We start from the raw sequence: 24,249 nt of genomic DNA, 5'->3' as shown, positions 1-24,249 counted from the left end.
TCTAGATCTCCTGGAGCTGGATGGGAACATACTCCATCCTTTCACAGTAGAAGATCTCTTTCACGCCAATCTCCTTTAGCAAAGAGACGGCGTCGTGTATGTAGCTGCCAACGTCCTCCTTGCGGTGAGAATCCGACCCGGCAGTTATGACCCTTCCCCCAAGAGAAACATACCTCTCCACGATCCAGCGCTGCGGACTCGGTTCTTTGTACGGGTACCGCCAGCCGGATGTGTTAATCTCTATTCCGATTCCAACTCGAATAAGCCTTTTCAGTAATTCGTCCAGAAGAATTCGATTATCAAGAGGTCTATGACCTGGAATATACCTTCTCAGAAAATCTATGTGACCGAAGAAGCCTGGCCTCTCTATTTCCGAAATCGCCTCGATAGCCTCTTCCAGGTAGAGCGTCCAAAGGTTCTCTACCGAAAGATCAGTTACTCCCGGTACTCCATGTACCGAATAGATGAAGTAATCGAAGTCTCCATCAGGCGGTATCTTAGCGCATGACTGGAGACCCACTTCAAGTCCGGATAGAACCTTTATGTTCGATTTCTCTTTTAGGGTGGAGAGACTCTCCAGATAGCTCTCCGGATCCTTGAGCCTGTAGCTGAGTGGGAAAGAAGTGTCGAGATCGTCATGATCGGAGATGCCTATCACTTTCAAGCCCTTTCCAGTGGCTTCTTTCACTATCTCTTCTATAGGCGTGTCGCTGTCTGGAGAAAACAAGCTATGATTGTGAAGATCTATCGGCAATTCTCAGTCACCGTCACTTAGAAGCTTCTCAAGTTCTGCCTTCAATGTCTTTTCGATCTTCCCTCTGAATACGGCTAGAGAAATGGGAAGAGTTCCACTAACAGATACTTCGCTTTCAGTGACATTCAAATAGCCATCGGTCTTAATCCCTGCCGCTTTCAGATGAAACTCGAGAAAATCATCTTTCCAGGACGAGTCCAGAGTGAACTTCCCTTCATAATCACTCTTAAGCTCTTCGATTCTTCTCATTAACTTCTTCTTGGCGTTCTCACTGCCCAGATCATGATTTACAGTTACTGATAGCTCTTTCAATTGGATCACCTCACTCAATTGTATAGTAAACAAGTGGTCAGGAGTGTAAGCAGTTCTCATGGTAGAATTTTCACGGAGGGTTTGAAATGAAGAAGATCTACTTAGTCATTGACACGGAGACCACCGGGTCCAGTCCGCTCTCTGGTGATAGAATTCTCGAAATAGCGGCAATCCCGGTGTATGGGAACAAAATCCTGCACAATCTCTCATTCCAGTCTCTTGTGAATCCACTTGTTAAGATACCGGCGCAAATAACTGGGATTCATGGACTGAAGAACGAAGATGTGTCGGAAGAGCCCACTATGGCAGAGGTCTTTCCAAGATTTCGCGACTATGTTGGTGGGGCGACACTCGTTGGGCACAACATCGTGAACGATATGACTTTCTTCGATATCGCATCGAAGGAAACGGGAGTGCTGCCACTCGTAAACAACTATATAGACACGATTGACATCGCTCATGAGGTTTTTTTCGAAGGTCCATACAGCCTCACCAATATTGCCAAGAGATTGAAGATAAGAGATGTTCCTACTCACAGAGCTATGGACGATGCGAGGGTAACGGCGAAGGTCTTCCTTGCCTTGGCTAGGAGACTGGGCGGAGTATTCGAAATGATCAAATATGAAAAGAAGTGGAGGGGTTAGGTTTGATTAAGGATTTCATTCTCGACACCAACGTTCTGGTTCACGATCCGTATTGCTTTGTTAATTTCGAGGACAATAACATTATTATTCCCTTTCCCGTTCTGGAAGAGATAGATAAATTGAAGAAGAACTCAGGTTCTGTCGGTCAGAATGCAAGGAAGGTTAACAGGTTTCTCGATTCCTTGAGATCGAAAGGGAGACTCACAGAGGGGATAAGGCTTGAATCAGGAGGTACACTGCGTATTGCAGTGTTCAACGAATTCAAGAGCAAGCTGCCGCCTTTTGCTGCAAACGACTACAAAGACAACGCCATTCTGCTTTACATGATGGAGCTTAATCTCGTAGAGAAACTACCTGTCATTTTAGTCAGCAAAGACATAAACATGCGAGTAAAGGCAGATATTATGGGACTTAAAGCAGAAGACTATTTGCATGACAAGGTAGAGATCGACGACAAGCTTTCAGGCATAACGACAGTAGATGATGCTTCTCTCAGGGATGAATTCATAAATAAGGACGAGCTCTCAACTGGAAGACTGCCAGAACCTGTCGGGGCGAATGAGTTTGTTGATTTCGGACGAGAGATTTTCGGAAGAGTTGTACCGGACGGGAAGAAGATAGTTCCTCTTGAAGTATCGATGGAGTCTGGCAGTTGGGGTATAAAACCGAGAAACCGCGAGCAGATGATGGCAATGGAGCTTCTATTGGACGATAGCATAAGGGTCGTGTTCATACCTGGAATGGCCGGCACCGGAAAGACACTAATCTCTCTTGCCTGCGGGTTGAGAAAAGTAGTGGATGAGAAGAAGTACGAGAGGCTCCTGGTGGCAAGGCCGATCATTCCAATGGGCCAGGACATCGGCTATCTTCCCGGTTCGATGGAAGAGAAGATCAACCCGTGGATGACTCCCATATACGACAATCTCTATATGTTGTTCAACAACCGCCACATGGACCTGAATGCCTTCATGAAGAAGGGAGAGCAACTTCAGGTAGAGGTTTTAAGTTACATTAGGGGGAGGTCCATTCCCAATCAATACTTCATCATCGATGAGGCCCAGAATCTTTCGCCTCACGAAGTCAAGACGATTATTACGAGGGTGGGCGAAAACACGAAGATAGTCGTGATCGGCGACCCCTATCAGATTGATAATTCATACCTTGATGCATACAGTAATGGGTTGACCTACTCCGCTTCAAGGCTGACAAACAAATCGCTTGCGGGCCACGTGACCCTTACAAAGGGTGAGCGCTCTGAACTGGCGAGTCTGGCTGCCGAGCTGCTGTGAGGTTGTCGGATGAATGAAGCACTGGAGTATGATCTCTTTATTAGGATCAGGCCGGAAGACATCCACGTATTGTGTTATATTGCGGAAGCAGAAGACAATCTGATGAATATAAGGCATGTTACAGATGAAGGTCTACTCAAAATCATCGTTCCTGCTGATCTGCTGGAGGAACTTAAGAGTTTCCTTCAGAGTATCAAGAAGCGGATAGATTTGGAAGTGGTGGAGATTCGTGCGAATCCTGGACATACTTGATAGTGCCGTACCAAACGACAAAGCCGAGAATGTGAGGAAGATAGACTACGACAAGCTCCGGAGGCTAGGTTACAACACCATTCTCTTTGACTACGACAACACGATAGCAGTCTGGAGAGAGCCGTTCGATATGAGGAATAAGTCGGTAATCGACGATCTCATAGCTGCCGGGATGAAGGTCGCTGTTGTCACAAACGGTCCGCAATCCAGAGTGAGGAACCTAAGAGACCTCTTTGGAGAAAAACTCAGGATTTATCACTCGATGAGGAAGCCCGGTACCAAGGAACTCCGGAAGGTTCTGAGCGATATGAAGTCGCGGCCTGAGAAGACAGTAATAATAGGAGACCTTTTCTTCACAGATATTATTGCGGGGAACAGAATGGGGATGTATTCAATCTTGGTGGCACCACTGGTCGATATTAGCCAGAAGTGGTATAAGAGGCTTCTGGGGAAGATGACGATTGCAGCTTATTTTGTCTTCTTCTTCAGTATTGGCTGGATCTTCAGAACGGGAAGGCTGGCCACGCCTCATTTGTTTGCCGAAGGCGTTATGGACATTGATTTTGATGCGTTGAAGGAGTCCGGTTATAAACTTGTGATCTTCGATTTCGACAATACCCTTGAGCCCTGGGGAGCAAGCTCGATCTCGAAGGAGAAACGGTTGCTTCTCAGCAGAGTGGAAAGACTGGGTATGGAGGTCGTTCTAATTTCGAATGGCAAGCCGGGCAGGCTCGGCAGAATCGATGATGAGCTGGATTCAATAAGGGTAATCAGCCGAGCTAGAAAGCCTCTGACATTCAAAGCGAAACGAGTGCTTAAGGACTTTGATATTCCATCATACAAGACAGTGGTAGTGGGAGACCAGCTCTTCACAGATATGATTATGGGTAATCTTCTAGGGGCGTACACAATAAAGGTCGAACCTATTTCGGAGAGAGAATTCTTCTGGACGAAGCTTGTAAGAATGGCTGAAGGTCTTCTTCTAAGCAAAATGAAAAAGCATCCGGAGGTGGAGGTGCTTGATAGATGAGATGTAGCGGATGTGGTGTGGAACTGCAGCATGAAGACCCGGAAGAACTGGGATACCTACCTGAATTGGTTTTGGAATCGAGGCTCCAGGCTGGCAAGGAGATAATGTGCCGAAGGTGTTTCTTGATAAAGCACTATAGTTCTTTGCCTGAGAATGATTCCGTGTCACATACACTCGATAACCTTAACGAGTACCTGAAGCTTGCGCGAGAAGTGATTTACGTAATCGATATCTCCGATTTTGACGGCACCTACAGGAAGGATATTTCTCAACTACTCAAGAACCATTCCGTTCACTATGTTTTAAACAAGATAGATCTCCTTCCCAAAGAGGTGAAGGTTGAAGAGATAAGGGAGTGGGCGTCGGACATTATCAAAGAGCCTGTGAGCAGAGTGAGACCCGTCTCTGTACTGGGCAAGTACGGACTGAATTCGCTTTACGCCTATCTGAAGTCCGCAGCGGAGGAGTTTGTCTCGATAGGAGTGACTAATGTTGGAAAGTCCTCTCTTCTGAATGGGCTCATGCGTTCAGAAGAGATAATAGTGAGCCGTTTCCCCGGAACAACTGTAGAGGTAGCTTCGAAGACTCTGAAAAACTCAGCTGTGACCGTTTACGATACTCCGGGGATTTTCACGAACGACAGGTTGACGGATTTGATGAGTACCGAGGATCAGAGCAGGCTTCTTGCCAGAAAAAGACTCAAAAAATCTACTTTTCAATTTCATGATGTTCGAACGGTTTTCCTTGGCGGATTCGTGAAGATAGACGCGAAGAATCAGAGCGATCCAGTCGGGATATTTCATACTTTTGTCCCGGAGAGCGTCTCGGTGCATGAAACTAACCCGAACACCGCTGCCAAAGAATGGGATAGTTGGTTCGGCGATATACTGAGACCTCCCTTTGATAGATCGAAAAGAGGTAAGTATAGATGGGAGGCTAAGGAATTCAGGCTTCGTACTGGTCAGGAGCTTCACATATGCGGCCTGGGGTGGATAAACGTAGCTAAAGGTCCACTTACAATAGGTCTAACCAGGCCTAAGAACGTAGCTTTGAAAGTGAGAAAAGGGCTCGTGGGTTCTAAGAAGTTCAAGAAGAATAGATAACTGGAGGTGTTTTTGTGAAGCTTAAGCAACCTGCGATTAAATCTGGAGTTTCGAATCGGCATTTGCACCTGAGTGAGGAAGACATCGGTAGACTCTTTGGAAGTGGTCATCAGCTCACTCCAATAAAGGATCTGGGTCAACCCGGACAGTTTGCATGTGACGAAAAAGTGATCCTTGTCGGTCCGAAGGGAGCAATAACAGGAGTGAGGGTACTGGGGCCTGCAAGAAAGGCAACACAAATAGAAGTATCCAGAACCGATGCCTTCTCTCTGGGGATCAAACCCCCGATAAAGGATTCTGGCGACCATGCCGGGACTGCCGGTCTCACGATTGTAGGACCAAAGGGAACGGTTGTACTGAACTCAGGAGTGATGCTGGCAAAAAGACACATACACATGACTCCTGAGGATGCAGAAGTCTATGGTGTGAAAGACAAGGATATCGTTATGGTTTACGCGGAAGGTGAAGGGACTAGAAGGGTAATCTTCGACGATGTTCTAGTCAGAGTACATTCCAGCTATGCGCTTGAATTCCATGTCGATGTTGATGAGGCCAACGCTGCAATAATAAACAACAACGATCCTGTATACATAATCGAGGAGCTATAGTGATCTATTTGGGAACGAGCGGATACTCATTTCCCGACTGGGTAGGAACTGCTTACCCCGAAGGAATAAGCTCTTCCCAGATGCTCAGGTATTATCACTCTGTCTGGAAGTTCAATTCTGTTGAACTGAATTTCACATACTACAGGATGCCATCGCTGAAGACTATAACAGGCATTTTACGGAAGATTCCAGGGGAGATGACTTTTTCTGTGAAGGCGCCTGGCCGGGTGACTCATGAATTATGGAAGGGTGATTCAAGGGGCCTAAGGGAAGTCTCAAGTGAGTTCTTTAGTGCTTTGCTTCCCATGAGAGAAGAGGGCAAATTGGGTCCGACTCTCTTTCAGTTCCCGTGGTCTTTCAAATTCAATGAAGGAAACGTGATGTATCTTGAAGAGGTTGCCGACTCTTTCGATCCAGAGAGTAATCTTCTCGCTTTCGAGTTCAGACACGATAGTTGGGCGAACAAGGCCACTTTTGAAGCTCTGGAGAGGATTGGAGGAGTACCCGTCACGGTCGATGAACCATCTATCGGCGAGTTGTTTCCTTATATCCCCAGCGCCGGTGCCAAAGGTGCTTATTTCAGGTTCCATGGCAGAAACTCGAACTGGTTCAGAAGTAGCGGAAGCGAAAGATACAACTACGATTATTCGGAAGTTGATCTGAGAAGTTTTGCCCTCGATGTGCTACAATTTCATAAACGTGATATGCCCGTCTATGTGTTCTTTAACAACTGCTACATGGGTAGGGCAATTCATAACGCTATTCAATTGAGAGAAATGCTAGGAGGTGCCTGAATAGACGATGACGTTTCCTGATTATATAAATGTTGTTTTGAGGATGATAGCTGAGGGAAATGAAAGCCACGAGATTTACGAACAGCTCCAAAAGCTGGGACTAAGAGAAGCAGAGATTGCCGAAGTCTACAATGCGGTTGTCGGCATTATTTCTTCGGGTTCAGAGTCGACAGAGACCATTCTGGACGGTGAATACGACCCTAGGAAGAGAGTCTTCCTTGATGAAGAACTTAGAGCCATCATGACCGTTCCCGGTCTGTATAAGTCGCTGCTATGGGGAGCGATTTCTTCTGGAGAGTTCGAGAGAACTTTGACAGATTTCTCTATGAATAATTAAAAACCCGCCCTAAAGGCGGCGGGTTCTTTCATACAATCCATTTCGCAGCAGGTATGAAGTATCTGTCAGGCAACTTGTCAGGGTTTGGAATTACCCTTACGGTATAGGCCAGATCGCCCTCTTCGGATACGGTGAACTTTCCTCCGTAAACGTATTCTCCATGAACGTCTTCCTTAACGAGCTTCATAGGGTACAGACTGAAACTGTCCAGCTCTCCTTCTTCGTTCATCTTTGCTACGAAGATCTCGACGAGAACTTCAGAGGGATCGAGTGTACCCAGATAGATATTTGCCGATAGAGATATCTCCTGACCTACCTTTACTGACTTGGCTGAGGATTCTCCCTGCACGTTAGGTTTGATCCTTATGGCGTTCCAGCTGGAACTGAACTTGTCTTTCCACACGGCTGCGCTCTTGGCGAGTTTGAAGCCATCTCTTTCAGCTTCTTCAGAAAGATCTGCAGCGGGGAAATACAGATTGTTCGCATAGTCAATGATCATCCTGTGAGTATTGAATCTACTCCCAATCTCCTTTATGGAGTTCTTCATTCTTTTCGCCCATTGCCTTGCAACACCGTCTTTGTCTCTTGAGTAATAGAGAGGTATTATCTCCTTCTCCAGAGTGCTATATATCGAGACCGAGTCTATTCTGTCCTGGAGCTCATGGTCCTTGTAGTCTCTGTTGTCTCCTATGGCCCAGCCGTTTTCCCCATTGAAGCCTTCAACCCACCAGCCATCGAGTACGCTGAAATTCAAAACGCCGTTCATGCCTGCCTTCTCACCGCTCGTTCCGCTGGCTTCGTGCGGTCTCCTCGGTGTATTGAGCCAAATGTCAACCCCGCTGACAAGATGCCTTGCGATATTCATATCGTAGTTCTCGACGATGATTACTCTACTCTTGAACTCGGGGGTTCTGGAAATCTCATAAAGCTTTCTTATAAGCTCCTTGCCGGGATCGTCTGCAGGATGGGCCTTTCCGGCAAAGACAAACTGGACAGGTCTTTCAGAGTTAGTGATTATTGATTTCAATCTGTTGATGTCCTTAAAGATAAGAGTTGCGCGCTTGTATGTAGCAAATCTCCTGGCAAAACCAACTGTGAGCACATTTTCGGGAAGGGCTTCCTCTACTTCCAGAAGATCTTCTATCGTCTCTCCGAGTCTCATTCTCTGCTTCTTAAGCCTGCCCTGAAGAAATCCTCTTGCCCTTGACTTGAGGGACATGTGAAGCTCCCAAATCTCTTTTTCGGGAATGCTATCGACCCCTTCCCACACCTCTGGGTCGTATACCTTTTCGTGCCAGCCTTTAGGCAGGTACTTGTCGAGCAACTCGACGAGGTTAGGATTGAGCCACGTCCAGATATGGACACCGTTCGTCACGTGGGTTATTGGAACCTCAACTGCGGGCAAATCCGGATATATGTGGTTCCACAGGTTTCTGCTCACTCTTCCGTGTAGCTTGCTTACGCCATTGGCGAGCGCAGACAATCTCAACGCTAGAACGGTCATGCTGAATTGTTGGCCCCCGCCTGGAACCTTTTCGATCCCTAGATCCATGAATTCGTCTCTTTCGGCCTTCATTTTGCTCCAGAAGTCCCGGAAGTACTTGTCAATCATGTCGAGACTGAACGTATCATTGCCTGCAGGGACCGGTGTGTGAGTTGTGAAGACACTGCTCGTCTTGACAATCATAGAAGCCGTCGAGAAATCCATTGAGTCTTTCTGAACGAGCTCTCTTATTCTTTCGACCGACAAAAAGGCAGCGTGACCCTCATTCATATGCCAGACTTTTGGAGAGTATCCGAGCATTCTTAGGGCTCTAACTCCACCGATGCCTAACAGTATTTCCTGCTTTATTCTCATCTCGCGATCTCCACCATACAGAGTAGCCGTGATCTTTCTATCATCGGGCTCGTTCTGAGGGATATCGGTGTCGAGAAGATAAAGCGACGTTCTGCCTATGGCTGCCTTCCATATCTTAGCCCATATTTTTCTTCCGGGAAAATCAACATTCACGAACACTTCATCACCGGAAGCATCCAGCGCAGGAATTACCGGGAAGTCTTCAAACTCATAGGAATGATACATATTCTGCTGCCATCCAGATTCATCTATCATCTGCTCGAAGTATCCATTCCTGTACAGAAGGCCGACTGCGACGAAGTTAAGTCCTAGATCGCTTGCTGTCTTAAGATGATCACCGGCTAGGATTCCAAGGCCGCCCGAATAGATTGGAAAGGATTCATGAAAGCCATACTCCGCACAGAAGTACGCTATACACTGATTCTTTCGCTCACCATGGGCCCTTTCAAGCCAGGTGTCCTTCCCAGCAATATACTCATCGAATTGCCTTACTACGCTTTCGTACATTTCCGCGAAGTCTTTGTCTTCAGAGAGTTCATAAAGTCTGTTCTGGCTGACCCTACGAAGCAAACGGACCGGACTTCTCTTCTCCTGATACCACATCTCAGGATCCATGTATCTGAACATTTGCTGAGCAGGGTAATTCCAGCTCCACCAAAGGTTTCTCGCAATCTCTTCGAGTCTATTCAGTTTTTCTGGCAGTCTCGGTACCGCCATAACCCTTTCGAGGAAGTACATCAATATACCCTCCTAAATTCTGGTGTTATGTCCAATTATACCTTGTTAGGAACGATCTTGCTCTTGTATTGTGCTCTTGCACATTGTTACTGGTCGGTATGCCAAACAAAAAAGGGAGCACCGCTCCCTTTTTATATCTCTTGGACTATTCTGCATTATGGCCTTTTACGGATACCTCTTTTCTTGTCGAGTCTTCTCTTAAAGGCAGATATCTTCTCGCCGCTATCTCTCATGAACTTGGCCAATTTCTTTTCGAAGTCCTGACTTGTCGTTCCTTCTTCTGAACCCTTGCCCTTGAGATCCTTGATTGACAGCTCCCACTTTCCGTCCTTCGTTGTCCCAAGAACCTTTGCTTCCACTTTCTGACCGACTTTGAGATAGTCTTCAATGTTCTTCACGTACTCTCTTGCCACTTTGGAAATATGAATGAACCCTTCCTCACCGCCTTCAAGATTTACGTACGCTCCGAATTTCTTGACAGAAGTTACACTTCCCTCAACAACGGTACCCACTTTCACACTCACATGACTAACCTCCAATTGACTATATACTTGAGAGAGCGCAGAACGCTGACTCAGTAATTGTCTCCGTATTTGTTTCTGAACTTCTGTACTCTTCCTTCAGTGTCGAGAATCATTGAAGATGCATCTCCACGGAAGAAGGGGTGGCAGCTGGAACAAAGGTCAATCTTTATGTTGTCCTTTGTCGAGAAGAATTTGTGTTCTGCGCCACAGGTACACTTTACGGTAATCAGCTTCATCTCAGGGTGCATTTCTTTTTTCATCGGGGCTTCACCTCTTCATGTTGTAATTTGCACAAAACTCATTATATCATAGAGAGGAAAGCGTGTCAAAGACTTACTTATGGCTGAAAGCTGTCGTAGAATGGAGAATAGTGATGATTACAGATGTTTTGGGTAGACTCAAACAGTCGGCCTCTTCTCAGGGCTTCTATACTTATTATAGCAAAAGAAAGGAACACATCGAAAGACTGTCCAGTCACCTTAAGAAGAACCCTGTGAGTAGTGCAGCAATCGCAAAGGTAAGAAAACGGATTCCCGATCTGAGCTCTCTCTCTTATGAAGAGATGGAGTTTTCAATAGACATCCTTAGAGAACGAGACAAATCACCTGAAGAAAGGGTCGATTATGTTTCGTCTCTGTCGGAAGCTTCTCTGGCCAGTATCGGTCATTTGCTTTTCTTGATCGATCCCAGAAATAACCCGCCCGTTACCGGCCCTATCATAAAGGAAATCAAATCGGTAGACGACTATAAAGAATGGCTTTCCTTCTGTAAGTCAATCGGCAGACATGGAATCCAGAACTTCGTCATGCTTGAGGCGGCGCTACTGTACGAGAGAGACGATTTAGCCCAGAAACCCGATCTTGCTTACAGAGTTGGCCAAGCGGTGTATACTAACATCACTGAACTCGAGCTGTTGAGAGGGGCGATTTCCAATCTGTCCAGACAGGAGAGGAGAGGACTGGCGAATCTAAAGTTCACGCATCCGTATGTGAAAACGGTCCTCTTATCTAGTCACGCAAGATCGGTAGTTGTAGATGGAAGCAATATAGTATTCTCGAAGAGCGATCATGCCGATCTTAACAGAATCGATGACCTCTTCCTTAGAATGTCGTTTTGTAGAATCGCCTTGTTCCCTTACAGGATCGTCTTTGATGCCAACATCAGGTATACTCTCGGCGGTTTCCAGCAGGAAAGCCTTAACAAACTGCTCTCGTTGCCACAAGTCGAGACCTATTCACCTGCTGATGATAGGATAATCTTCCTCGCGAGAGAGAACAACTCAGTGGTTGTCACCTACGACAGATTCCTGGATCATTTGGTTGATGATATAAAGATAGTGCGGCCGGAGGACATAGATGAAAGTCTCAGACTTTGATTACGATCTTCCACAAGAATTGATTGCTCAGGAACCTGCTGATCCGAGAGACAGCTCTCGACTACTGGTGATCAACAGGGAGACAGGCCTATTTGAACACAGAGTCTTCTCAGAAATCACTGAGCTCCTTCGTCCGGGTGATGTTCTGGTGTTAAACAACAGTCGGGTCGTCCCGGCGAGACTAATAGGTAGAAAGGAAACAGGTGCCAGTGTGGAAGCCCTCTTGATAGAAAAACTGGGCTCAGGCCTCTGGAAAGCGATAGTGAGACCTGGTTCCAAGATCAAGCTGGGAAATGAGCTTATCTTCAGAAGCATCTCTTGTAAGGTCGTAGAACACTGTGAAGACTCTAGCAGAGTCCTTGACTTCCATGGAGCTGCCGATGAAGAGATAAAAGAGGCCGGTCTCCTTGCGATTCCTCCGTATATTCACAAGTATCCGGATAATCCCGAGTCTTATCAGACTGTGTATTCGCAGAGGGAGGGCTCAGTCGCTGCCCCTACCGCAGGGCTTCACTTCACGGATGAGCTTCTCGGATCCATTGAGAGCAAAGGAGTCGCTATTGAGTACATCACGCTTCACGTTGGAATAGGAACATTCAGGCCGGTGAAATCAGAGGTCTTGAATGAGCACAAAATGCATAGCGAGTACTTCACGGTATCATCGGAAACGGCAAAGAGGATAAATGACGCGAGAGCAGAATGCAGGAGAATTGTCGCTGTGGGTACCACAACAGTTAGAACTCTTGAAAGCATTGCGACACGACACGGGAAACTCGTGGGAGACAGCGGCCAGACGGATATATTCATCTTTCCACCTTACAGATTCCGGATAATCGACTCGCTTGTCACAAACTTTCATCTCCCAAAATCGACTCTCCTTATGCTCGTTTCTGCTTTTGCAGGGAGAGAATTGATTTTCTCTGCTTATAAACAAGCTATCTCTATGAAATACAGATTCTTCTCCTTTGGAGATGCATGTTTTATTATGTGAGCTTCGGGTAGATCATGACAGTCGCAGTTCGTAGCTATCTCTTACTCGCCGAGTTGACCCTGTTCCTCTTCTTCGAGCATCGGTGAGAAGAAGTGGATCCACATCATCTTCAATATAATGCCAAACGGAACGGCAACAATCGCGCCAAAAAGCCCGAGCAACTGTCCTGCCACCACAATCATCAAAATGACTATTACTGGATTGATTCTGTTGTAGCCCTTCATGAATACCAGGAAAAGGATGAAGGCCGCCGCGTGAACTATTACTAAAACGACAAGGAGTATCAGGACAAGAACGAGATTCTGTGTGGATACGGCTAGAAGAACGAGGGGCACAATTTCAAGTGGTACTCCCACTATGGGTATGAGATTAGTAAAAGCAGCCCAGAGCCCCATTAGGAGGCTGTATTTCAATCCCATCGACTGAACCACAATGCCGACTACGATCCCCACAATCAATGCTATCAGAACTACCGAGATCACGTACCTCTCAAGGTTCTTGTACGTGTCTGAAAGGAAGTTGAGAGCAATATCGCGAATCCTCTTCGGATAGAGTTTTGGAGCGAACTCCTTAACTGTCAGAAAGTAGTAGCTTAGGTAGATCGCGCCCACTATCGTGAAGAAAAGAACGAACCCCGTGGTGGTTACGAAACTGGGCACCTTTTCCAGTACTCCCGGAAGGAATTTCATAAGGCTGTTCTGCACCTGAATGAGGAAATTCCTTACGCTTTCATAAGTTGCCCTACGTCTTGCCGGATCGATGTTTTTCGGCATGAAGTATTCCACTACATCTCTCCACAGTTCCTGTGACTGAACTATCATTGCATTCTCCATTACGATGGCAGAAAGCGACTCGGCCACTTCGGGATTCAGATAGTTTGCCACGATGCCATGAATCTCGTCAAATGAAGCTTGCTTATACTTGCTACTGCTGACAATCACAAGATAGTCACTGCGCTCTTTGAGAGTCTCCTCAAGCAGAGCGAGATCCTGTTCCAACCCCTCCGGGTTTGCAGGTATGGGCCTCATTACGTCAACGAAATAGTTCTTCAGATCTTTAGACAGTAGATCGAGCGAGTCGATCTCTTCATGAGAAAGCTGTGCGAGGAGGTCTTCGTCCGAAAGAAATCTGTCGATGTTCGCATTCACTTCGAAAGAGGTAATTTCAGCCTCCTGAACGGAAGGGAAGAAATCTCTGACAATATTGTAGAATTTCGAGGCCTCCTTTGCGACAGGAGTCGTCAGGAAGACAATCAAAAGAGTTATTCCTGCGAACATAATAGTCAGTCCAATTCCCAAAGAGATTGAACGCTTGATTCTAAAATACTTTTGTGCGAACCTTGTCCAGGGTTCAAGTAAAAGAACAACTGTGAAAGTCGCAAAGAGAATAACGGCAGTTCTTAGTGAAACCGAGAATACCACAAAGCAAATTGCAAGATAGAATAATGTGAATACCGCTGCTTGAAAACGAGGTTTCTTCAGTACTTCACGTCCCACGTCATGCCCCCTTCAAAGGGAGTTTAAAGAGTCTCTCGATTTCCGCCATTTCACTTGTGATCCCCATTATAACTATCAGTTTGATTCTTGCTTTTATTGAGGACAACTCCTGAGCAAAGATCGCGCCTAAATCGGCCAGACTCTTTCCTCCACCGACATATCCATAAACTCCAAGAACCCTTCCCTTGAAACACCTTGAAGTAATGATAACAGGAAACTCTTTCGCTCTTATTAGGTATTTTACTACGTGATAGACTTCAACGGGTACGTTGCCTCTCCCAAATGTCTCAAGAACCAATCCTCTGAAGCCCAGCTCGGGCAGAATTCTGAGGATCGAGCCGTCATCGCCAGTGAAGGTCTTGACAAGGGCGACTTTCGGTTCAATCTTATCAACGTTAAAAACCGCTCTGAGCAAAGGCTTTCTGAAAAAGATAACTGAATCTTCGTCAACTATTCCAAGCGGGCCATGGCCAGGAGAGTCAAAGGTCGCAACGTTGCTGGTGTAGGTCTTTGTTACCTCTCTGGCTGCGTGGATTTCGTCGTTCAGGCAGACCATGGTTCCCATTCCAACTGCGAGCGGATTGACAGCAACTCTGACAGATGAGAGCACATTTCTTGGACCATCGGTTCCCATTTCGTCGATGTTCCTCATTGCTGCTGTGCAAATCACGGGTTTCTCGCTCCTTATTGTTAGATCGAGGAAGTAGGCCGTCTCCTCGAGAGTGTCCGTTCCGTGAGTAATGACTACTCCGCAAACTTCCTCCCTGTCTAAGAGCCCCTGCACCCTCTTAGAGAGGTTCCACATGGTCTCCGGGTTGATATAAGGGCTTGGGATGTTTGAAAACTCATGGTGCTCAACAAGAGCTACTTCTTTAAGCCCCTCGACATTGGCCACGTGTTTGTTTAACCCCTGAGCCGGAATCGAAGCCCTTGTAACAGGGTCGGTTACCATAGCGATAGTGCCGCCTGTAGTAACTAAAACGACTCTCTGCTTCATATTTGCTTTCCTCCTAGTTTTGTCCTAACCAACGATAGTGTCTTGTGCGTTTCGGGTCCCACAATCTCTACCAGTTCTTCTACCGTCTTGGGCCTCTTCATAACTAGCGATCTTGCCCTATCTTTTCCTATTCCGGGCAGATATTGGAGCTCTCTCTCACCGAGCTCATTCAGTTCAGTTCCAACGGGAAGGCCGGTTACAGATCTCATGCCGTGGTCAATAACGACAAAGTCGGTCTTCTCTTTAAAGCTTAGAGGAGTACCGACCAGAATAGGATAAGTACCCAGAGGTCTGCCAAAGTGAACCATTCCATCGCTGTATTCCGGAAGGACGCCTCGTATAACCGCTCCAACAGGGAAGACTGCCCTTAGCATCGAAGTGTCTACTGATTCTCTTATACGCCGTTTGTGATTTTCGAACAATCTATGATCGATTTTCGGCCTCTTCATCTTGGCAATCGCTGCCCCCTGAAAGACCATTACCTGCCTTATATTTATTCTTCGTACAAGTAGCCCCTTGTCTCTTATGCAGACCAGGTTTTCGTAGTCCACTTCGTAACTGTTTCTGCTATGTCCTGGAAGACCATAAAGCAAGTTGATACCCGGAAGCAGTTTCGGGACACCATCAACTCTTGTACCACCTACTTCATTGACCAGATCAATAGCGAACATTATGTCTTCAACGCTTCCTCCGAGGTTATTCCTCTCCCGAACTTCGTTGTCGAAGCTCTCCACGCCGAAAGAAATCGTGTCTCCTGCGGAATTATACCTGACTATCGATTCAAGCACGGATCTCGATTCGACGGGATGGTTGGCAATGAAAATCGGATTTCCGTTGTCAATGTGAAGCACTTCGGGTTCCAGTATGTGTCTGGCTGATCTGAAAAGTTCTTCAATTAAACGTGTATCGAGTTTGTCGCTATTCTTGTAGTAACCGTACGCGATCACGTTTGCACTCCTTCCGAACCTAATTGCCTTTACGCCGAGCCTCCTCAGAGCTTCAAATTCCGAGATAATCCCCTTTAGGTTTCTCCACTCAAAACCTCCGTAGAGAATAGATTCAGTGCAGAAAGAGCAATAGCCGTCACTTCTCTCACAGCCTGAAGATATGTCGATTTCAGCTATTACATCTGGATAAGAGGGATGAAGTACGATAATATTCGCTCCGGCCTCGTACAGCTTGTTCAGCAGCGAATAACGCGAACCGTCGTAATCTATGCCAAGCAGCTCAGCGAGCTCGAATTCGTCCCTGAAGAGATGATCTGCTCCTAGAAAGCGAGGAGCAAAGGCGGTTGTACCTCCTCTCAGAGTATAGCCAACAGACACTAAGGGACCGCTGACGATTTTCACCGGGTCCTTATTCGCTTCAAGAAGTCTCGATATTTCGGAGCTGGATATCGGGGTTCCTCCTAAGTACCTGCCTGAGGTTGTGACCCCCCCATATACTAGAAGAAAATCGTAGTCGTTTGGTCGGTTCCAATGGTTGCCACTTCTTACCTGATCTATAGTAAGGTAGTCTGTCTCAAATCTCTTAAGCAGAAAGGCGCCGGCCAAAGCCCTGATTCTTGGCGATATGTACGGCGGTACTCCGAAGGCCGCCGGTTCATCGGTGTATCCGTCTATAATGAGAGCCTTCATCAATTACCTCCATGTGCGTGCTATGTGCGTGCTATCCTATTACAGTGTATAATAAAAGCACCGATTAATGGGAGGGAAAGTTTTGCCGTTTGAGAGATATTGTTCGTTCTGTGGAAGATCAGAACCGCAGGTAAAAAAGTTAATATCGGGAACGGAAGGGTACATATGCAATGAATGTGTCGAACTATTTCATGACATAATTCAGCAGGATCAGAAAGCAAGAAAGGCGCCCGGTAAGAAGCTCCCAACTCCTGCAGATGTCAAGAAGGAGTTGGATCGCTATGTGATAGGCCAGGAGAACGCGAAGAAGACAATCTCAGTCTCCGTTTACAACCATTACAAGAGAGTCTTCAATGATGTAGATGATGTCGAGATTGAGAAGTCGAACATTATGCTAGTTGGCCCGACTGGCTCGGGAAAAACCCTCATAGCAAGGATCCTTGCACGTATTCTCAATGTGCCGTTTGCGATTGCAGATGCGACACCTCTTACCGAAGCTGGATACGTTGGAGAAGATGTTGAAAACATAGTCCTAAGGCTGCTCCAGTCTTCGAACTATGATGTGGAGAAGGCACAACTCGGGATAATATACATAGACGAGATCGACAAGATAGCAAGAAAATCTCCCAATCCATCGATAACTAGAGATGTTTCTGGTGAGGGAGTACAGCAGGCTCTATTGAAAATCGTCGAAGGGACCGTTGCGAATGTTCCGCCGCAAGGCGGAAGAAAGCATCCTTACCAGGAATTCATAAAAGTAGATACGAGCAACATTCTGTTTATTGTAGGTGGTGCTTTCGACGGTCTAGACAGCATAATTAAGCAAAGGGTTCTAGACTCCTCCATGGGGTTCGGGGCAAAAGTCAAGGGGAAGAATCAACTTAGGCTTGGTGAGGTTCTCCAGCAGGTCGTTCCCGATGACTTGATTCAATACGGCTTGATTCCTGAGTTTGTGGGTAGGTTCCCCGTATTGGCCGCTTTGAATGATCTCGATGTTGAGGATCTGAAGAGGATAATGAGCGAGCCGAGAAACGCTATCATTAAGCAATACCAGAAACTGCTGGGGCTTGATGGTGTCGAGCTGGAATTCTCCGAAGGTGCATTGTCTGCGATCGCTGAAAGAGCTATGAAGAGAGGGACTGGCGCCAGAGCTCTTAAGAGCGTGATGGAGCAGGTAATGCTTGATATAATGTATGATATTCCAACAATGAACAACGTGGAGAAGGTTGTCATTAATGAAGACGTCATAGTCCATAACTCTTCTCCGGAGATAATCTCTAGAGAATCTGCCTGATGAAGGTTCTTGCTCTTGAAAGTTCGTGTGATGAAACAGCGGTGGCCATCATTGAAGATGGCCATCTTCTCTCTTCTGTAGTCTCTTCTCAGATAGATGTTCACAGGAAATTCGGCGGGGTTGTGCCGGAAATCGCAGCAAGAAAGCATCTAGAAATAGTTGACAAGATTGTCTCCGCTTCACTCGATGAGGCGAATTTGAGTTTGGAAGAAATAGATGTCTTCGCCTCGACCATGGGTCCCGGGCTTGTGGGATCTCTGCTGGTCGGGTTGTCTTTTGCAAAAGGGATGGCCCTTGCAATGAACAAAAAGTTCATCGGTGTGAATCACTTGTTTGGTCATGTCTATGCGAATTTCCTGGAGTACCCTCAACTGAGACCGCCCTTCATGGTGCTTTTGGTATCGGGAGGCCACACCGAAATTCTTGTGCTTGAAGACTGGAATAGAATTGAGCTTGTAGGAAGGACAAGAGACGATGCCGCAGGTGAGGCCCTTGATAAGATTGCGCGGCTGCTTGGGCTGGGTTATCCGGGCGGTCCTGCAATACAGGAGGCAGCACAGAAAGGAGAAGTCAAATATCACTTTCCAAGGCCGCTTCAAGAGAAGGGTAATTTCGACTTTTCATTCAGTGGCATCAAAACTTCAGTCCTGTACTTCTTGAAGAAGAACCCGTCGGCCTCGGCTTATGATGTCGCGGCATCTGCTCAGGAAGCTATAGTCGATTCGTTGGTTACGAAGACATTCCACGCAGCCGAGAGTAAGGGTCTGAAAGAAGTCGCCTTTGCCGGTGGGGTTGCATCGAATTCTCGCTTGAGAGAGAGAGCGAATGATCTGTCGGAAGAGTCGAAGATAAGAGCTTTCTTCCCACCTGTTAATCTATGCACGGATAACGCGGCAATGATCGCGATGGTTGCATATGAAAAAGCTAAGAGGGGATTGTTCTCCCCTCTTTCAACAAACGCAGTGCCTTACCTAAGCTTAGATGTCTTTTAATTATTCTGATTTGCTAGTAGAAGTTGAAGGCTTCTTGCTGCTATCAACAGTCGGAGACTTCTTTGAATCTGTGCTGTAGTAGCCTCCACCCTTAAAAACAACTCCCACGCTGTTCACCAGTTTCTTCAGATTGCCCCCGCATGCTGGGCAAACCGTAAGGGGTTCATCGGACATTTTCTGGAAGGCTTCGGTTTCTTCTCCACAGTCTTCACACTTATATCTGTAAAACGGCATGTCGGTCCCTCCTTCGCATCAAATTCTATTTATCAACTGTATCTATTCTATTCCTCATCTGCCGAAGATGGAATCACACAGATGAATTCGAGATTTTCCTTTCCTGTGTTCTTGAACTGATGCTTCACTCCTGAAGGAACGAAGACGTAGCTCCCGGCAGATGCCTGGACCTCGCCCTGATTCGTAACAACTGTCGCTTCACCCGAGACAATGAAGACTTCATGTTCCCACAAATGACTGTGATGAGGACTATGACCTCCTTCTCCAACGGTGAACAACCTCATGACGAAGTTTTCGGCGCCTTTAGCCTTTCCTATCAATACTCTCTTGGAGACCTTCCTTGCACTTTCATTGTCGAACAGCTGTGGTTCAACTTCATGCGCTTTGCCTATCAGAATTCGGTCTGACACTTTCGTAGCGCCTCCTCTTTGGATCAGATTTTCTATCGTAAGAGTGTTTTCTCTCGCTGTATTCGACAACAACTTTCCTGTATGGCTCGAATCCTACGGAATAACTCTTGAGCTCTTCATACTGCGAGATAACTTCGTGAACGAGTCTGCGCTCAAAGGCTAACATTGGCTCCATTATGATCTTGCTTCTCTTGGAAAGAGCCGACTTTGCTGTCCTGTGAGCGATTTCTTCAACCAGTCTCTTCCTTTCAAGTCTGTAGTCCCCTATGTCGACAGTTACATTAACTTTGGTAGGAGCCATCCTGTTTGCATAGATATTCATAATATGCTGCAATGCGGCCACTGTCTTTCCGTGTTTTCCAATGAGCCTTGCCACTTCTTCGCCTTCTATTCGAACTCTGTAAGTTCTTCCGACGAGCTTCACTTCGGAAAAAGTCTCTTCGTCAAAGCTTTTGAGTATTCCCTTAAGGAAGTCGTGAAGTTTCCTTTCCCAGTGTTTGTCAAGAAGAGAGACTTCTATTACCGATTCCTTTGATCCGAAAATTCCTAGAAAACCCTTTGAGCCTTTCTCCTTGATAGTAACTTCCATTTCGTCTTCGTAGGCACCGAGATCAGCCTGAGACAGCCTTATCGCCTCTTCAACGGTCTCGGCTCTGTATTCAATTGGTTTCATCTCGAACTAACACCTCCTGAGCTCATCTCTGTCTACTTCGCAGGTTTTTCTGGCAGACTGAGCATCTGCCTCAAAGTCAGCCCCTTTATTCCGTGACGTCTGTAAACAACCCAGCTAATCATTAGCTGTAGCACACTCTGGGTTGTCCAGTACAGCAACAACCCTGATGGGAACGTTGCAAATAGAATCGGGAAAATGATCTGCATAATTACTCCGGATCTTGCAGATCGCGCATCTTGAGCGGTCAGCAACGAACTATATATTCCCACAACGACCGTGATGATTATGAAGGGAATGTTCATGACAAAGTTGCCAACGGATAGATCCTTCCAGATCAAGAAACCCGGAGAATATGCCATCGCTTCACTGAAGTACCGAATCGCGTTGTAGAGAAGAATCAGCACGGGTAACTGAAGAAGTATCGGGAGACAGCCGGAAGCGGGATTGTATCCCTTTTCCTTGTAGAGTGCCATCATTGCTTCCTGCTGCTTTCTCGGGTCCTTGTACTTCTTTTTTATTCTATCAACATCCGGTTGCAGCATCCTCATCATCAGCATTGACTTCGTCTGAATATGATAAAGGGGATAGAGGATGAATCGCGTTACTATAGTGAAGATAATCAGCGCCCATCCGAAGTTCCCAGACCACTGGTAAAGCCAGAAGAGGAAGTAGACTATCCCATGGTAGATCCATGAGAAAATGGTCACCCCGCCAAAGTCTTGGAGATCTTTGACTATTGCGTCGTAGTGTTCTGGAAGGGCCTGCTTAATATGTATTAATCTCATTGGGCCTGCAAAAGATTCCAGAACCCCTCTTCCACTTTCAAGCTCGTATCTCTGGAACTTAAATGTCCCCTGGTTCGACGCTACTGCAAACAGCGTCTTCTGGCCGCTGAACTTGTCATATGTCATATAGTAAGAGGAATCGGGTCCCAACGTTTGATTTTGGTAAGATATGAACGGCAAAGCGACCTCTACTCTCTGGTTGAAATCGAACTGAACTTTGAAATCATAGTAAGGACTGTTGAGAATAATGAAAGACTTACTGCCCTGCTCGTAATTAAATGTCACAACTATGTTTCCGTCGATATCCTCCCTGTATGAAAATGAAGTTGGAAGAAGCTCGTTTCCTTCAGCATCGAATACGTTAAAGCCGTCTTTGCCAAGACTTTCGTTGTAGACATAGAACTCGACTGTTTTGTTATCGGCATAACTCGTAACTCCAAGAATCAACCCTCTCACTGTGTCGAGGGTAACCTTGAGCGTTTTGCCTGAGACTATGAGTGTACTGGTTCCTTCCTGAGTAACTAGTTCTTTGCTCGATACAGAGAGCGTGCAAAGTGTCATGAAGATCAAAGTAAGAAGTATCGCTCTTCTCATTTTCCGTGCCTCCTCAGTAGCGTGAAGTGATCTGGTACTTCATCGAAGCCCCCTGGATTGAAGGGATTGCATCGGAGTATTCTCCATGTTCCGAGAACGAGCCCCTTGAAAGCTCCAAATCTCTCTATAGCTTCATATGTGTATGTTGAACACGTGGGACAAAACCTGCATCTTGGGCGGGTTCTAGGTGAGATCTTTCTTCTGTAGAAATCTATTAGAAACAGTAGTATCTTTTTCATCGGACGTTTCTCCAATTTTCTCAGCGATTCGTTTGATAACGAGCATAATGCCAAAGTACCCAACTTCTCTCTCTTTAAACAGGTCAGATAAATCCTTTCTAGCAATGAAAAGTATATCATACCCCGCGGGCAAGACTGATTTATTAGTCCTGTAAACCTCTTTCACCAATCTTCTGAGTCGGTTTCTCACGTGCGCCTTGCCGAATTTCCGTTTTATCGATACTCCAATACGAGAAAAAGGCAGACTATTCTTAACATACAATACAACAAAAAAAGGGTCAACAATTGACTTTCCCTTTTTGAAGACTCTGTCGAAGTCTGCCTTTCTTCTTAGTCTTTCTGTTTTACTAAGGGACTGATCCTTCAGATTCACACAGACAGTCTCTTTCTTCCCTTTCTTCGTCTACTTGCCAGCACTTTTCGGCCGCCAACCGTTCGGGATCTAACAAGAAAACCATGTGTTCTGTTCCTCTTAACTCTTGATGGTTGATATGTTCTTTTCATTATAAACAACCTCCAGTGAATTCGTCACAGTGAACATTATACGGAGTGTGGCAGGGACTGTCAAGGCGCCGATATGCCGGTGTCTTGCCGGACCGAAAGCAGAGTCACTGAAGGTACTGTTGATCGATAGTATAATAGATTGATGTATGAGTTCCACTTGGACTATACACTAAGTTGGAGGAAAATATGCTGCTATCGCTGGCAGGAAGGGATTTTCTTACATTCAGGGAGTTCTACGTTGAATTCTCTGAAGGAATGAACGCAATAACCGGTGAATCCGGAGCAGGGAAGACTATCTTTCTTAAGGCGCTCTTGACAGTGTTAGGATTCCCTCCCCAATGGGATAACGTTAATGCCGGAAGTATTGAAGGAAACTTTGTGGTCGACGATTCTTTGAGCTCGAAACTGAGAGAAACGGGAATCGAGATTCAAGAAGATCACCTCCTTGTAACGGTAAGTTTCACTGGGCAACGGACGATTTACAGGATAAACGGGAGGATGGTGCCAAGGCAGATTGTTCAGACTGCCTTCAGCGACAGGGTAGAGGTTCACTCTCAGCACAGCAGTGTTAGTCTTCTAGACGAGTCTAAGCACCACGAAATTTTGGATCATGCGCTGAAAGGCGAAGAGAGCCTTACAAATTACAGAGAGCTATATGGAGAGTTTTTGAAGGTCAAGCGCGAGTTCGAATCGTTCAGTGTAGACCCTGCTCACATAGAGAGAGAGAAGGACTTCTTGAGTTTCCAGATTAGCGAGATAGAAGAGGCGGGACTGCAGCCGGGCGAGGATGAAATCGTAGAGATGAAGTATACAAGATATAGAAACGCTCAAGCCCTCTTAGATACGTTTCATGAGCTGCGAGAGCTTCTTAAGGACGGCGATTTGTCTGTTTATAACTCGCTTAACGATGCAGTTACTATAGTCGAGAGAATTGAAAGCTTTGGATATGGTGAGTGGCGAGAAAATCTCCAAGTTGCACTAGAAGAGCTCGACTCCCTGTACTCGAAGGTCGAAGAGGAGAGAGGTTCCCTTGACATCGACGATGAAGAGTTTACATCGATTGAGAACAGAATGACCTTAATCCAGGGGCTGAAGAGAAAATACGGTGATTCTGCAGATGCAATACTCTCTAAGCTCGAGACGTTCAAAGAAGAGTTGAGGTCTCTGCAAGAGCTTGAGGAGAGAAAAGAGAGGCTGAAGAGGCGTGAAGAGGATCTGCTTGACAAATTGAAGAAGACCGGAGAGATTCTCGACCAAAAGAGATTGGCCAGGGCCAGGGAGATAGAAGAGCAAATAAGAGTTCATCTTGAAAGCCTTAGGATGAAAGGTGCAGAACTGAAGTTTCATTTGCGCCAGGAAGAGATACCGAGAAACTACGGTACTTCCAGAGTGACGATGATTGTGAAGACAAATCCCGGAATGAAATTTATGGAGATAGGTAAGGTGGCCTCCGGAGGGGAACTCTCAAGGTTCTTACTGGCGCTTGAGTCTGCTTTGAGAGAGCAGCTGGATCTTAGAACGATTGTGTTTGACGAGGTTGACTCTGGTGTTGGGCAGAGGCTGGGAGCGGTAGTGGCGGACAAACTGCGAGAGATCTCGCAGGAGATACAGACTATAGTTATAACCCATCTTCCCCAAATTGCTCAGAATGCAGACAAGCACTTTGTCGTCAGAAAAGAGCAGTTCGGTTCCAACACCATTTCGAGTATAGAAGAGCTTCATGGCTGCTCTAAAGAAAGAGAGATCGAGGAAATGAGCGGCCAGATTCCAGATTGAGAAATGAGG

28 protein-coding genes are annotated in these 24,249 nt (G+C 46.3%); 13 read left to right on the top strand and 15 right to left on the bottom strand.

What is annotated here, in order from left to right; translation table 11 throughout:
* Position 1: 1 nt before the first annotated feature.
* Both B3N33_RS01840 and B3N33_RS01835 read right to left on the bottom strand, forming a co-directional pair.
* Positions 2 to 754 (bottom strand): histidinol-phosphatase HisJ family protein, encoded by a 753-nt coding sequence (locus B3N33_RS01840; protein ID WP_292589313.1) that lies wholly within the window; start codon positions 752 to 754, stop codon positions 2 to 4.
* A 3-nt stretch (positions 755 to 757) separates the two neighbouring features.
* Complete coding sequence (locus B3N33_RS01835) at positions 758 to 1,075, bottom strand: polyhydroxyalkanoic acid system family protein (RefSeq protein WP_292591992.1); 318 nt, start codon at positions 1,073 to 1,075, stop codon at positions 758 to 760.
* A gap of 77 nt (positions 1,076 to 1,152) precedes the next feature.
* Between B3N33_RS01835 and B3N33_RS01830 the strand changes: the two genes are divergently transcribed.
* From B3N33_RS01830 to B3N33_RS01795, 8 genes are read left to right on the top strand one after another with little or no spacing between them, the layout of a single operon-like run.
* Positions 1,153 to 1,710 (top strand): 3'-5' exonuclease, encoded by a 558-nt coding sequence (locus B3N33_RS01830; protein WP_099828999.1) that lies wholly within the window; start codon positions 1,153 to 1,155, stop codon positions 1,708 to 1,710.
* A gap of 2 nt (positions 1,711 to 1,712) precedes the next feature.
* Positions 1,713 to 2,999 carry a PhoH family protein gene (locus tag B3N33_RS01825; protein ID WP_214060133.1) on the top strand — a complete coding sequence of 429 codons (1,287 nt, stop codon included), beginning with the start codon at positions 1,713 to 1,715 and terminating at the stop codon, positions 2,997 to 2,999.
* A gap of 9 nt (positions 3,000 to 3,008) precedes the next feature.
* Positions 3,009 to 3,251 carry a DUF4911 domain-containing protein gene (locus B3N33_RS01820; RefSeq protein WP_103134002.1) on the top strand — a complete coding sequence of 81 codons (243 nt, stop codon included), beginning with the start codon at positions 3,009 to 3,011 and terminating at the stop codon, positions 3,249 to 3,251.
* A complete protein-coding gene (locus B3N33_RS01815) occupies positions 3,229 to 4,281 on the top strand; it encodes a YqeG family HAD IIIA-type phosphatase (RefSeq protein ID WP_292591990.1) in 1,053 nt (350 codons plus the stop codon). The genes B3N33_RS01820 and B3N33_RS01815 overlap by 23 nt, the downstream gene beginning before the upstream one ends.
* A complete protein-coding gene (locus B3N33_RS01810; RefSeq protein WP_292589323.1) occupies positions 4,278 to 5,384 on the top strand; it encodes a GTPase in 1,107 nt (368 codons plus the stop codon). The genes B3N33_RS01815 and B3N33_RS01810 overlap by 4 nt, the downstream gene beginning before the upstream one ends.
* A 14-nt stretch (positions 5,385 to 5,398) precedes the next feature.
* The gene (gene pduL / locus B3N33_RS01805) at positions 5,399 to 5,992 is read left to right on the top strand and encodes a phosphate propanoyltransferase (RefSeq protein WP_292589325.1); all 594 of its coding nucleotides are present in this window, start codon (positions 5,399 to 5,401) and stop codon (positions 5,990 to 5,992) included.
* Complete coding sequence (locus B3N33_RS01800) at positions 5,992 to 6,786, top strand: DUF72 domain-containing protein (protein ID WP_292591989.1); 795 nt, start codon at positions 5,992 to 5,994, stop codon at positions 6,784 to 6,786. The genes pduL and B3N33_RS01800 overlap by 1 nt, the downstream gene beginning before the upstream one ends.
* Before the next feature lie 7 nt (positions 6,787 to 6,793).
* On the top strand, positions 6,794 to 7,123 hold the full coding sequence (locus B3N33_RS01795; RefSeq protein ID WP_099829006.1) for a hypothetical protein: 330 nt from the start codon (positions 6,794 to 6,796) through the stop codon (positions 7,121 to 7,123).
* A gap of 28 nt (positions 7,124 to 7,151) precedes the next feature.
* On the opposite strand, the gene glgP is transcribed toward B3N33_RS01795, so the two are convergent.
* The 3 genes from glgP to rpmE form a co-directional block, all read right to left on the bottom strand.
* Entirely contained in the window at positions 7,152 to 9,719 is a 2,568-nt protein-coding gene (gene glgP / locus B3N33_RS01790) for an alpha-glucan family phosphorylase (protein WP_292591988.1), read from the bottom strand.
* A gap of 155 nt (positions 9,720 to 9,874) precedes the next feature.
* Positions 9,875 to 10,243: a S1 RNA-binding domain-containing protein gene (locus B3N33_RS01785; protein ID WP_214059798.1), complete on the bottom strand. Its 369-nt coding sequence runs from the start codon at positions 10,241 to 10,243 to the stop codon at positions 9,875 to 9,877.
* Between the two features lie 50 nt (positions 10,244 to 10,293).
* Positions 10,294 to 10,503 carry a 50S ribosomal protein L31 gene (rpmE, locus tag B3N33_RS01780; protein ID WP_099829009.1) on the bottom strand — a complete coding sequence of 70 codons (210 nt, stop codon included), beginning with the start codon at positions 10,501 to 10,503 and terminating at the stop codon, positions 10,294 to 10,296.
* Positions 10,504 to 10,565: 62 nt separating this feature from the next.
* On the opposite strand from rpmE, the gene B3N33_RS01775 reads away from it, so the two are divergent.
* Positions 10,566 to 11,618 (top strand): ribonuclease, encoded by a 1,053-nt coding sequence (locus tag B3N33_RS01775; protein WP_292591987.1) that lies wholly within the window; start codon positions 10,566 to 10,568, stop codon positions 11,616 to 11,618.
* Positions 11,599 to 12,609 carry a tRNA preQ1(34) S-adenosylmethionine ribosyltransferase-isomerase QueA gene (gene queA / locus B3N33_RS01770; protein ID WP_292591986.1) on the top strand — a complete coding sequence of 337 codons (1,011 nt, stop codon included), beginning with the start codon at positions 11,599 to 11,601 and terminating at the stop codon, positions 12,607 to 12,609. Before B3N33_RS01775 ends, queA begins: the two co-directional genes overlap by 20 nt.
* Before the next feature lie 41 nt (positions 12,610 to 12,650).
* Here the strand turns inward: queA and B3N33_RS01765 are convergent, their stop codons facing one another.
* From B3N33_RS01765 to B3N33_RS01755, 3 genes are read right to left on the bottom strand one after another with little or no spacing between them, the layout of a single operon-like run.
* Entirely contained in the window at positions 12,651 to 14,105 is a 1,455-nt protein-coding gene (locus B3N33_RS01765; protein ID WP_292591984.1) for an AI-2E family transporter, read from the bottom strand.
* Position 14,106: 1 nt separating this feature from the next.
* Positions 14,107 to 15,102, bottom strand: coding sequence for an asparaginase (locus B3N33_RS01760; RefSeq protein ID WP_103134008.1), 996 nt, complete (start codon positions 15,100 to 15,102; stop codon positions 14,107 to 14,109).
* Positions 15,099 to 16,739: a radical SAM protein gene (locus B3N33_RS01755; RefSeq protein ID WP_292591983.1), complete on the bottom strand. Its 1,641-nt coding sequence runs from the start codon at positions 16,737 to 16,739 to the stop codon at positions 15,099 to 15,101. Before B3N33_RS01755 ends, B3N33_RS01760 begins: the two co-directional genes overlap by 4 nt.
* Positions 16,740 to 16,821: 82 nt before the next feature.
* Here B3N33_RS01755 and clpX point away from each other — a divergent pair, with 82 nt between their 5' ends.
* Positions 16,822 to 18,033, top strand: coding sequence for an ATP-dependent Clp protease ATP-binding subunit ClpX (clpX, locus tag B3N33_RS01750; RefSeq protein WP_292589344.1), 1,212 nt, complete (start codon positions 16,822 to 16,824; stop codon positions 18,031 to 18,033).
* Positions 18,033 to 19,025 (top strand): tRNA (adenosine(37)-N6)-threonylcarbamoyltransferase complex transferase subunit TsaD, encoded by a 993-nt coding sequence (tsaD, locus tag B3N33_RS01745; protein WP_292589346.1) that lies wholly within the window; start codon positions 18,033 to 18,035, stop codon positions 19,023 to 19,025. The genes clpX and tsaD overlap by 1 nt, the downstream gene beginning before the upstream one ends.
* Here tsaD and B3N33_RS01740 read toward each other — a convergent pair whose 3' ends face one another.
* The 7 genes from B3N33_RS01740 to rpmH are packed head-to-tail and all read right to left on the bottom strand — an operon-like array spanning position 19,026 to position 22,464.
* On the bottom strand, positions 19,026 to 19,259 hold the full coding sequence (locus tag B3N33_RS01740) for an FmdB family zinc ribbon protein (protein ID WP_214060930.1): 234 nt from the start codon (positions 19,257 to 19,259) through the stop codon (positions 19,026 to 19,028).
* Between the two features lie 47 nt (positions 19,260 to 19,306).
* Positions 19,307 to 19,669, bottom strand: a complete 363-nt coding sequence (locus B3N33_RS01735) for a cupin domain-containing protein (RefSeq protein WP_292591982.1) — start codon at positions 19,667 to 19,669, stop codon at positions 19,307 to 19,309.
* On the bottom strand, positions 19,635 to 20,342 hold the full coding sequence (gene jag, locus B3N33_RS01730; protein WP_214060932.1) for an RNA-binding cell elongation regulator Jag/EloR: 708 nt from the start codon (positions 20,340 to 20,342) through the stop codon (positions 19,635 to 19,637). Before jag ends, B3N33_RS01735 begins: the two co-directional genes overlap by 35 nt.
* Positions 20,343 to 20,374: 32 nt before the next feature.
* Positions 20,375 to 21,721 (bottom strand): YidC/Oxa1 family membrane protein insertase, encoded by a 1,347-nt coding sequence (gene yidC, locus B3N33_RS01725; RefSeq protein WP_292589351.1) that lies wholly within the window; start codon positions 21,719 to 21,721, stop codon positions 20,375 to 20,377.
* Positions 21,718 to 21,960, bottom strand: coding sequence for a membrane protein insertion efficiency factor YidD (gene yidD, locus B3N33_RS01720; protein ID WP_292589354.1), 243 nt, complete (start codon positions 21,958 to 21,960; stop codon positions 21,718 to 21,720). Before yidD ends, yidC begins: the two co-directional genes overlap by 4 nt.
* Complete coding sequence (gene rnpA / locus B3N33_RS01715; RefSeq protein WP_292591980.1) at positions 21,905 to 22,333, bottom strand: ribonuclease P protein component; 429 nt, start codon at positions 22,331 to 22,333, stop codon at positions 21,905 to 21,907. The genes yidD and rnpA overlap by 56 nt, the downstream gene beginning before the upstream one ends.
* Complete coding sequence (gene rpmH / locus B3N33_RS01710) at positions 22,330 to 22,464, bottom strand: 50S ribosomal protein L34 (RefSeq protein ID WP_102819356.1); 135 nt, start codon at positions 22,462 to 22,464, stop codon at positions 22,330 to 22,332. The genes rnpA and rpmH overlap by 4 nt, the downstream gene beginning before the upstream one ends.
* 186 nt (positions 22,465 to 22,650) lie before the next feature.
* Here rpmH and B3N33_RS01705 point away from each other — a divergent pair, with 186 nt between their 5' ends.
* Positions 22,651 to 24,240: a DNA repair protein RecN gene (locus B3N33_RS01705; protein WP_292591979.1), complete on the top strand. Its 1,590-nt coding sequence runs from the start codon at positions 22,651 to 22,653 to the stop codon at positions 24,238 to 24,240.
* Positions 24,241 to 24,249 lie beyond the last annotated feature (9 nt).

Origin of the sequence: Mesotoga sp. UBA5825 (genome assembly GCF_002432955.1) — a bacterium.
Lineage (GTDB): Bacteria > Thermotogota > Thermotogae > Petrotogales > Kosmotogaceae > Mesotoga.
This window is presented reverse-complemented; position numbering and strand designations above follow the sequence as displayed.

Coding starts and splice junctions, on each gene's coding strand:
- B3N33_RS01830 (WP_099828999.1), top strand. CDS start 1,153: ATGAAGAAGATCTACTTAGTCATTGACACGGAGACCACCGGGTCCAGT.
- B3N33_RS01820 (WP_103134002.1), top strand. CDS start 3,009: ATGAATGAAGCACTGGAGTATGATCTCTTTATTAGGATCAGGCCGGAA.
- B3N33_RS01810 (WP_292589323.1), top strand. CDS start 4,278: ATGAGATGTAGCGGATGTGGTGTGGAACTGCAGCATGAAGACCCGGAA.
- B3N33_RS01795 (WP_099829006.1), top strand. CDS start 6,794: ATGACGTTTCCTGATTATATAAATGTTGTTTTGAGGATGATAGCTGAG.
- glgP (WP_292591988.1), bottom strand. CDS start 9,719: ATGTACTTCCTCGAAAGGGTTATGGCGGTACCGAGACTGCCAGAAAAA.
- rpmE (WP_099829009.1), bottom strand. CDS start 10,503: ATGAAAAAAGAAATGCACCCTGAGATGAAGCTGATTACCGTAAAGTGT.
- queA (WP_292591986.1), top strand. CDS start 11,599: ATGAAAGTCTCAGACTTTGATTACGATCTTCCACAAGAATTGATTGCT.
- B3N33_RS01760 (WP_103134008.1), bottom strand. CDS start 15,102: ATGAAGCAGAGAGTCGTTTTAGTTACTACAGGCGGCACTATCGCTATG.
- B3N33_RS01755 (WP_292591983.1), bottom strand. CDS start 16,739: ATGAAGGCTCTCATTATAGACGGATACACCGATGAACCGGCGGCCTTC.
- tsaD (WP_292589346.1), top strand. CDS start 18,033: ATGAAGGTTCTTGCTCTTGAAAGTTCGTGTGATGAAACAGCGGTGGCC.
- B3N33_RS01740 (WP_214060930.1), bottom strand. CDS start 19,259: ATGCCGTTTTACAGATATAAGTGTGAAGACTGTGGAGAAGAAACCGAA.
- jag (WP_214060932.1), bottom strand. CDS start 20,342: ATGAAACCAATTGAATACAGAGCCGAGACCGTTGAAGAGGCGATAAGG.
- yidC (WP_292589351.1), bottom strand. CDS start 21,721: ATGAGAAGAGCGATACTTCTTACTTTGATCTTCATGACACTTTGCACG.
- yidD (WP_292589354.1), bottom strand. CDS start 21,960: ATGAAAAAGATACTACTGTTTCTAATAGATTTCTACAGAAGAAAGATC.
- rpmH (WP_102819356.1), bottom strand. CDS start 22,464: ATGAAAAGAACATATCAACCATCAAGAGTTAAGAGGAACAGAACACAT.
- B3N33_RS01705 (WP_292591979.1), top strand. CDS start 22,651: ATGCTGCTATCGCTGGCAGGAAGGGATTTTCTTACATTCAGGGAGTTC.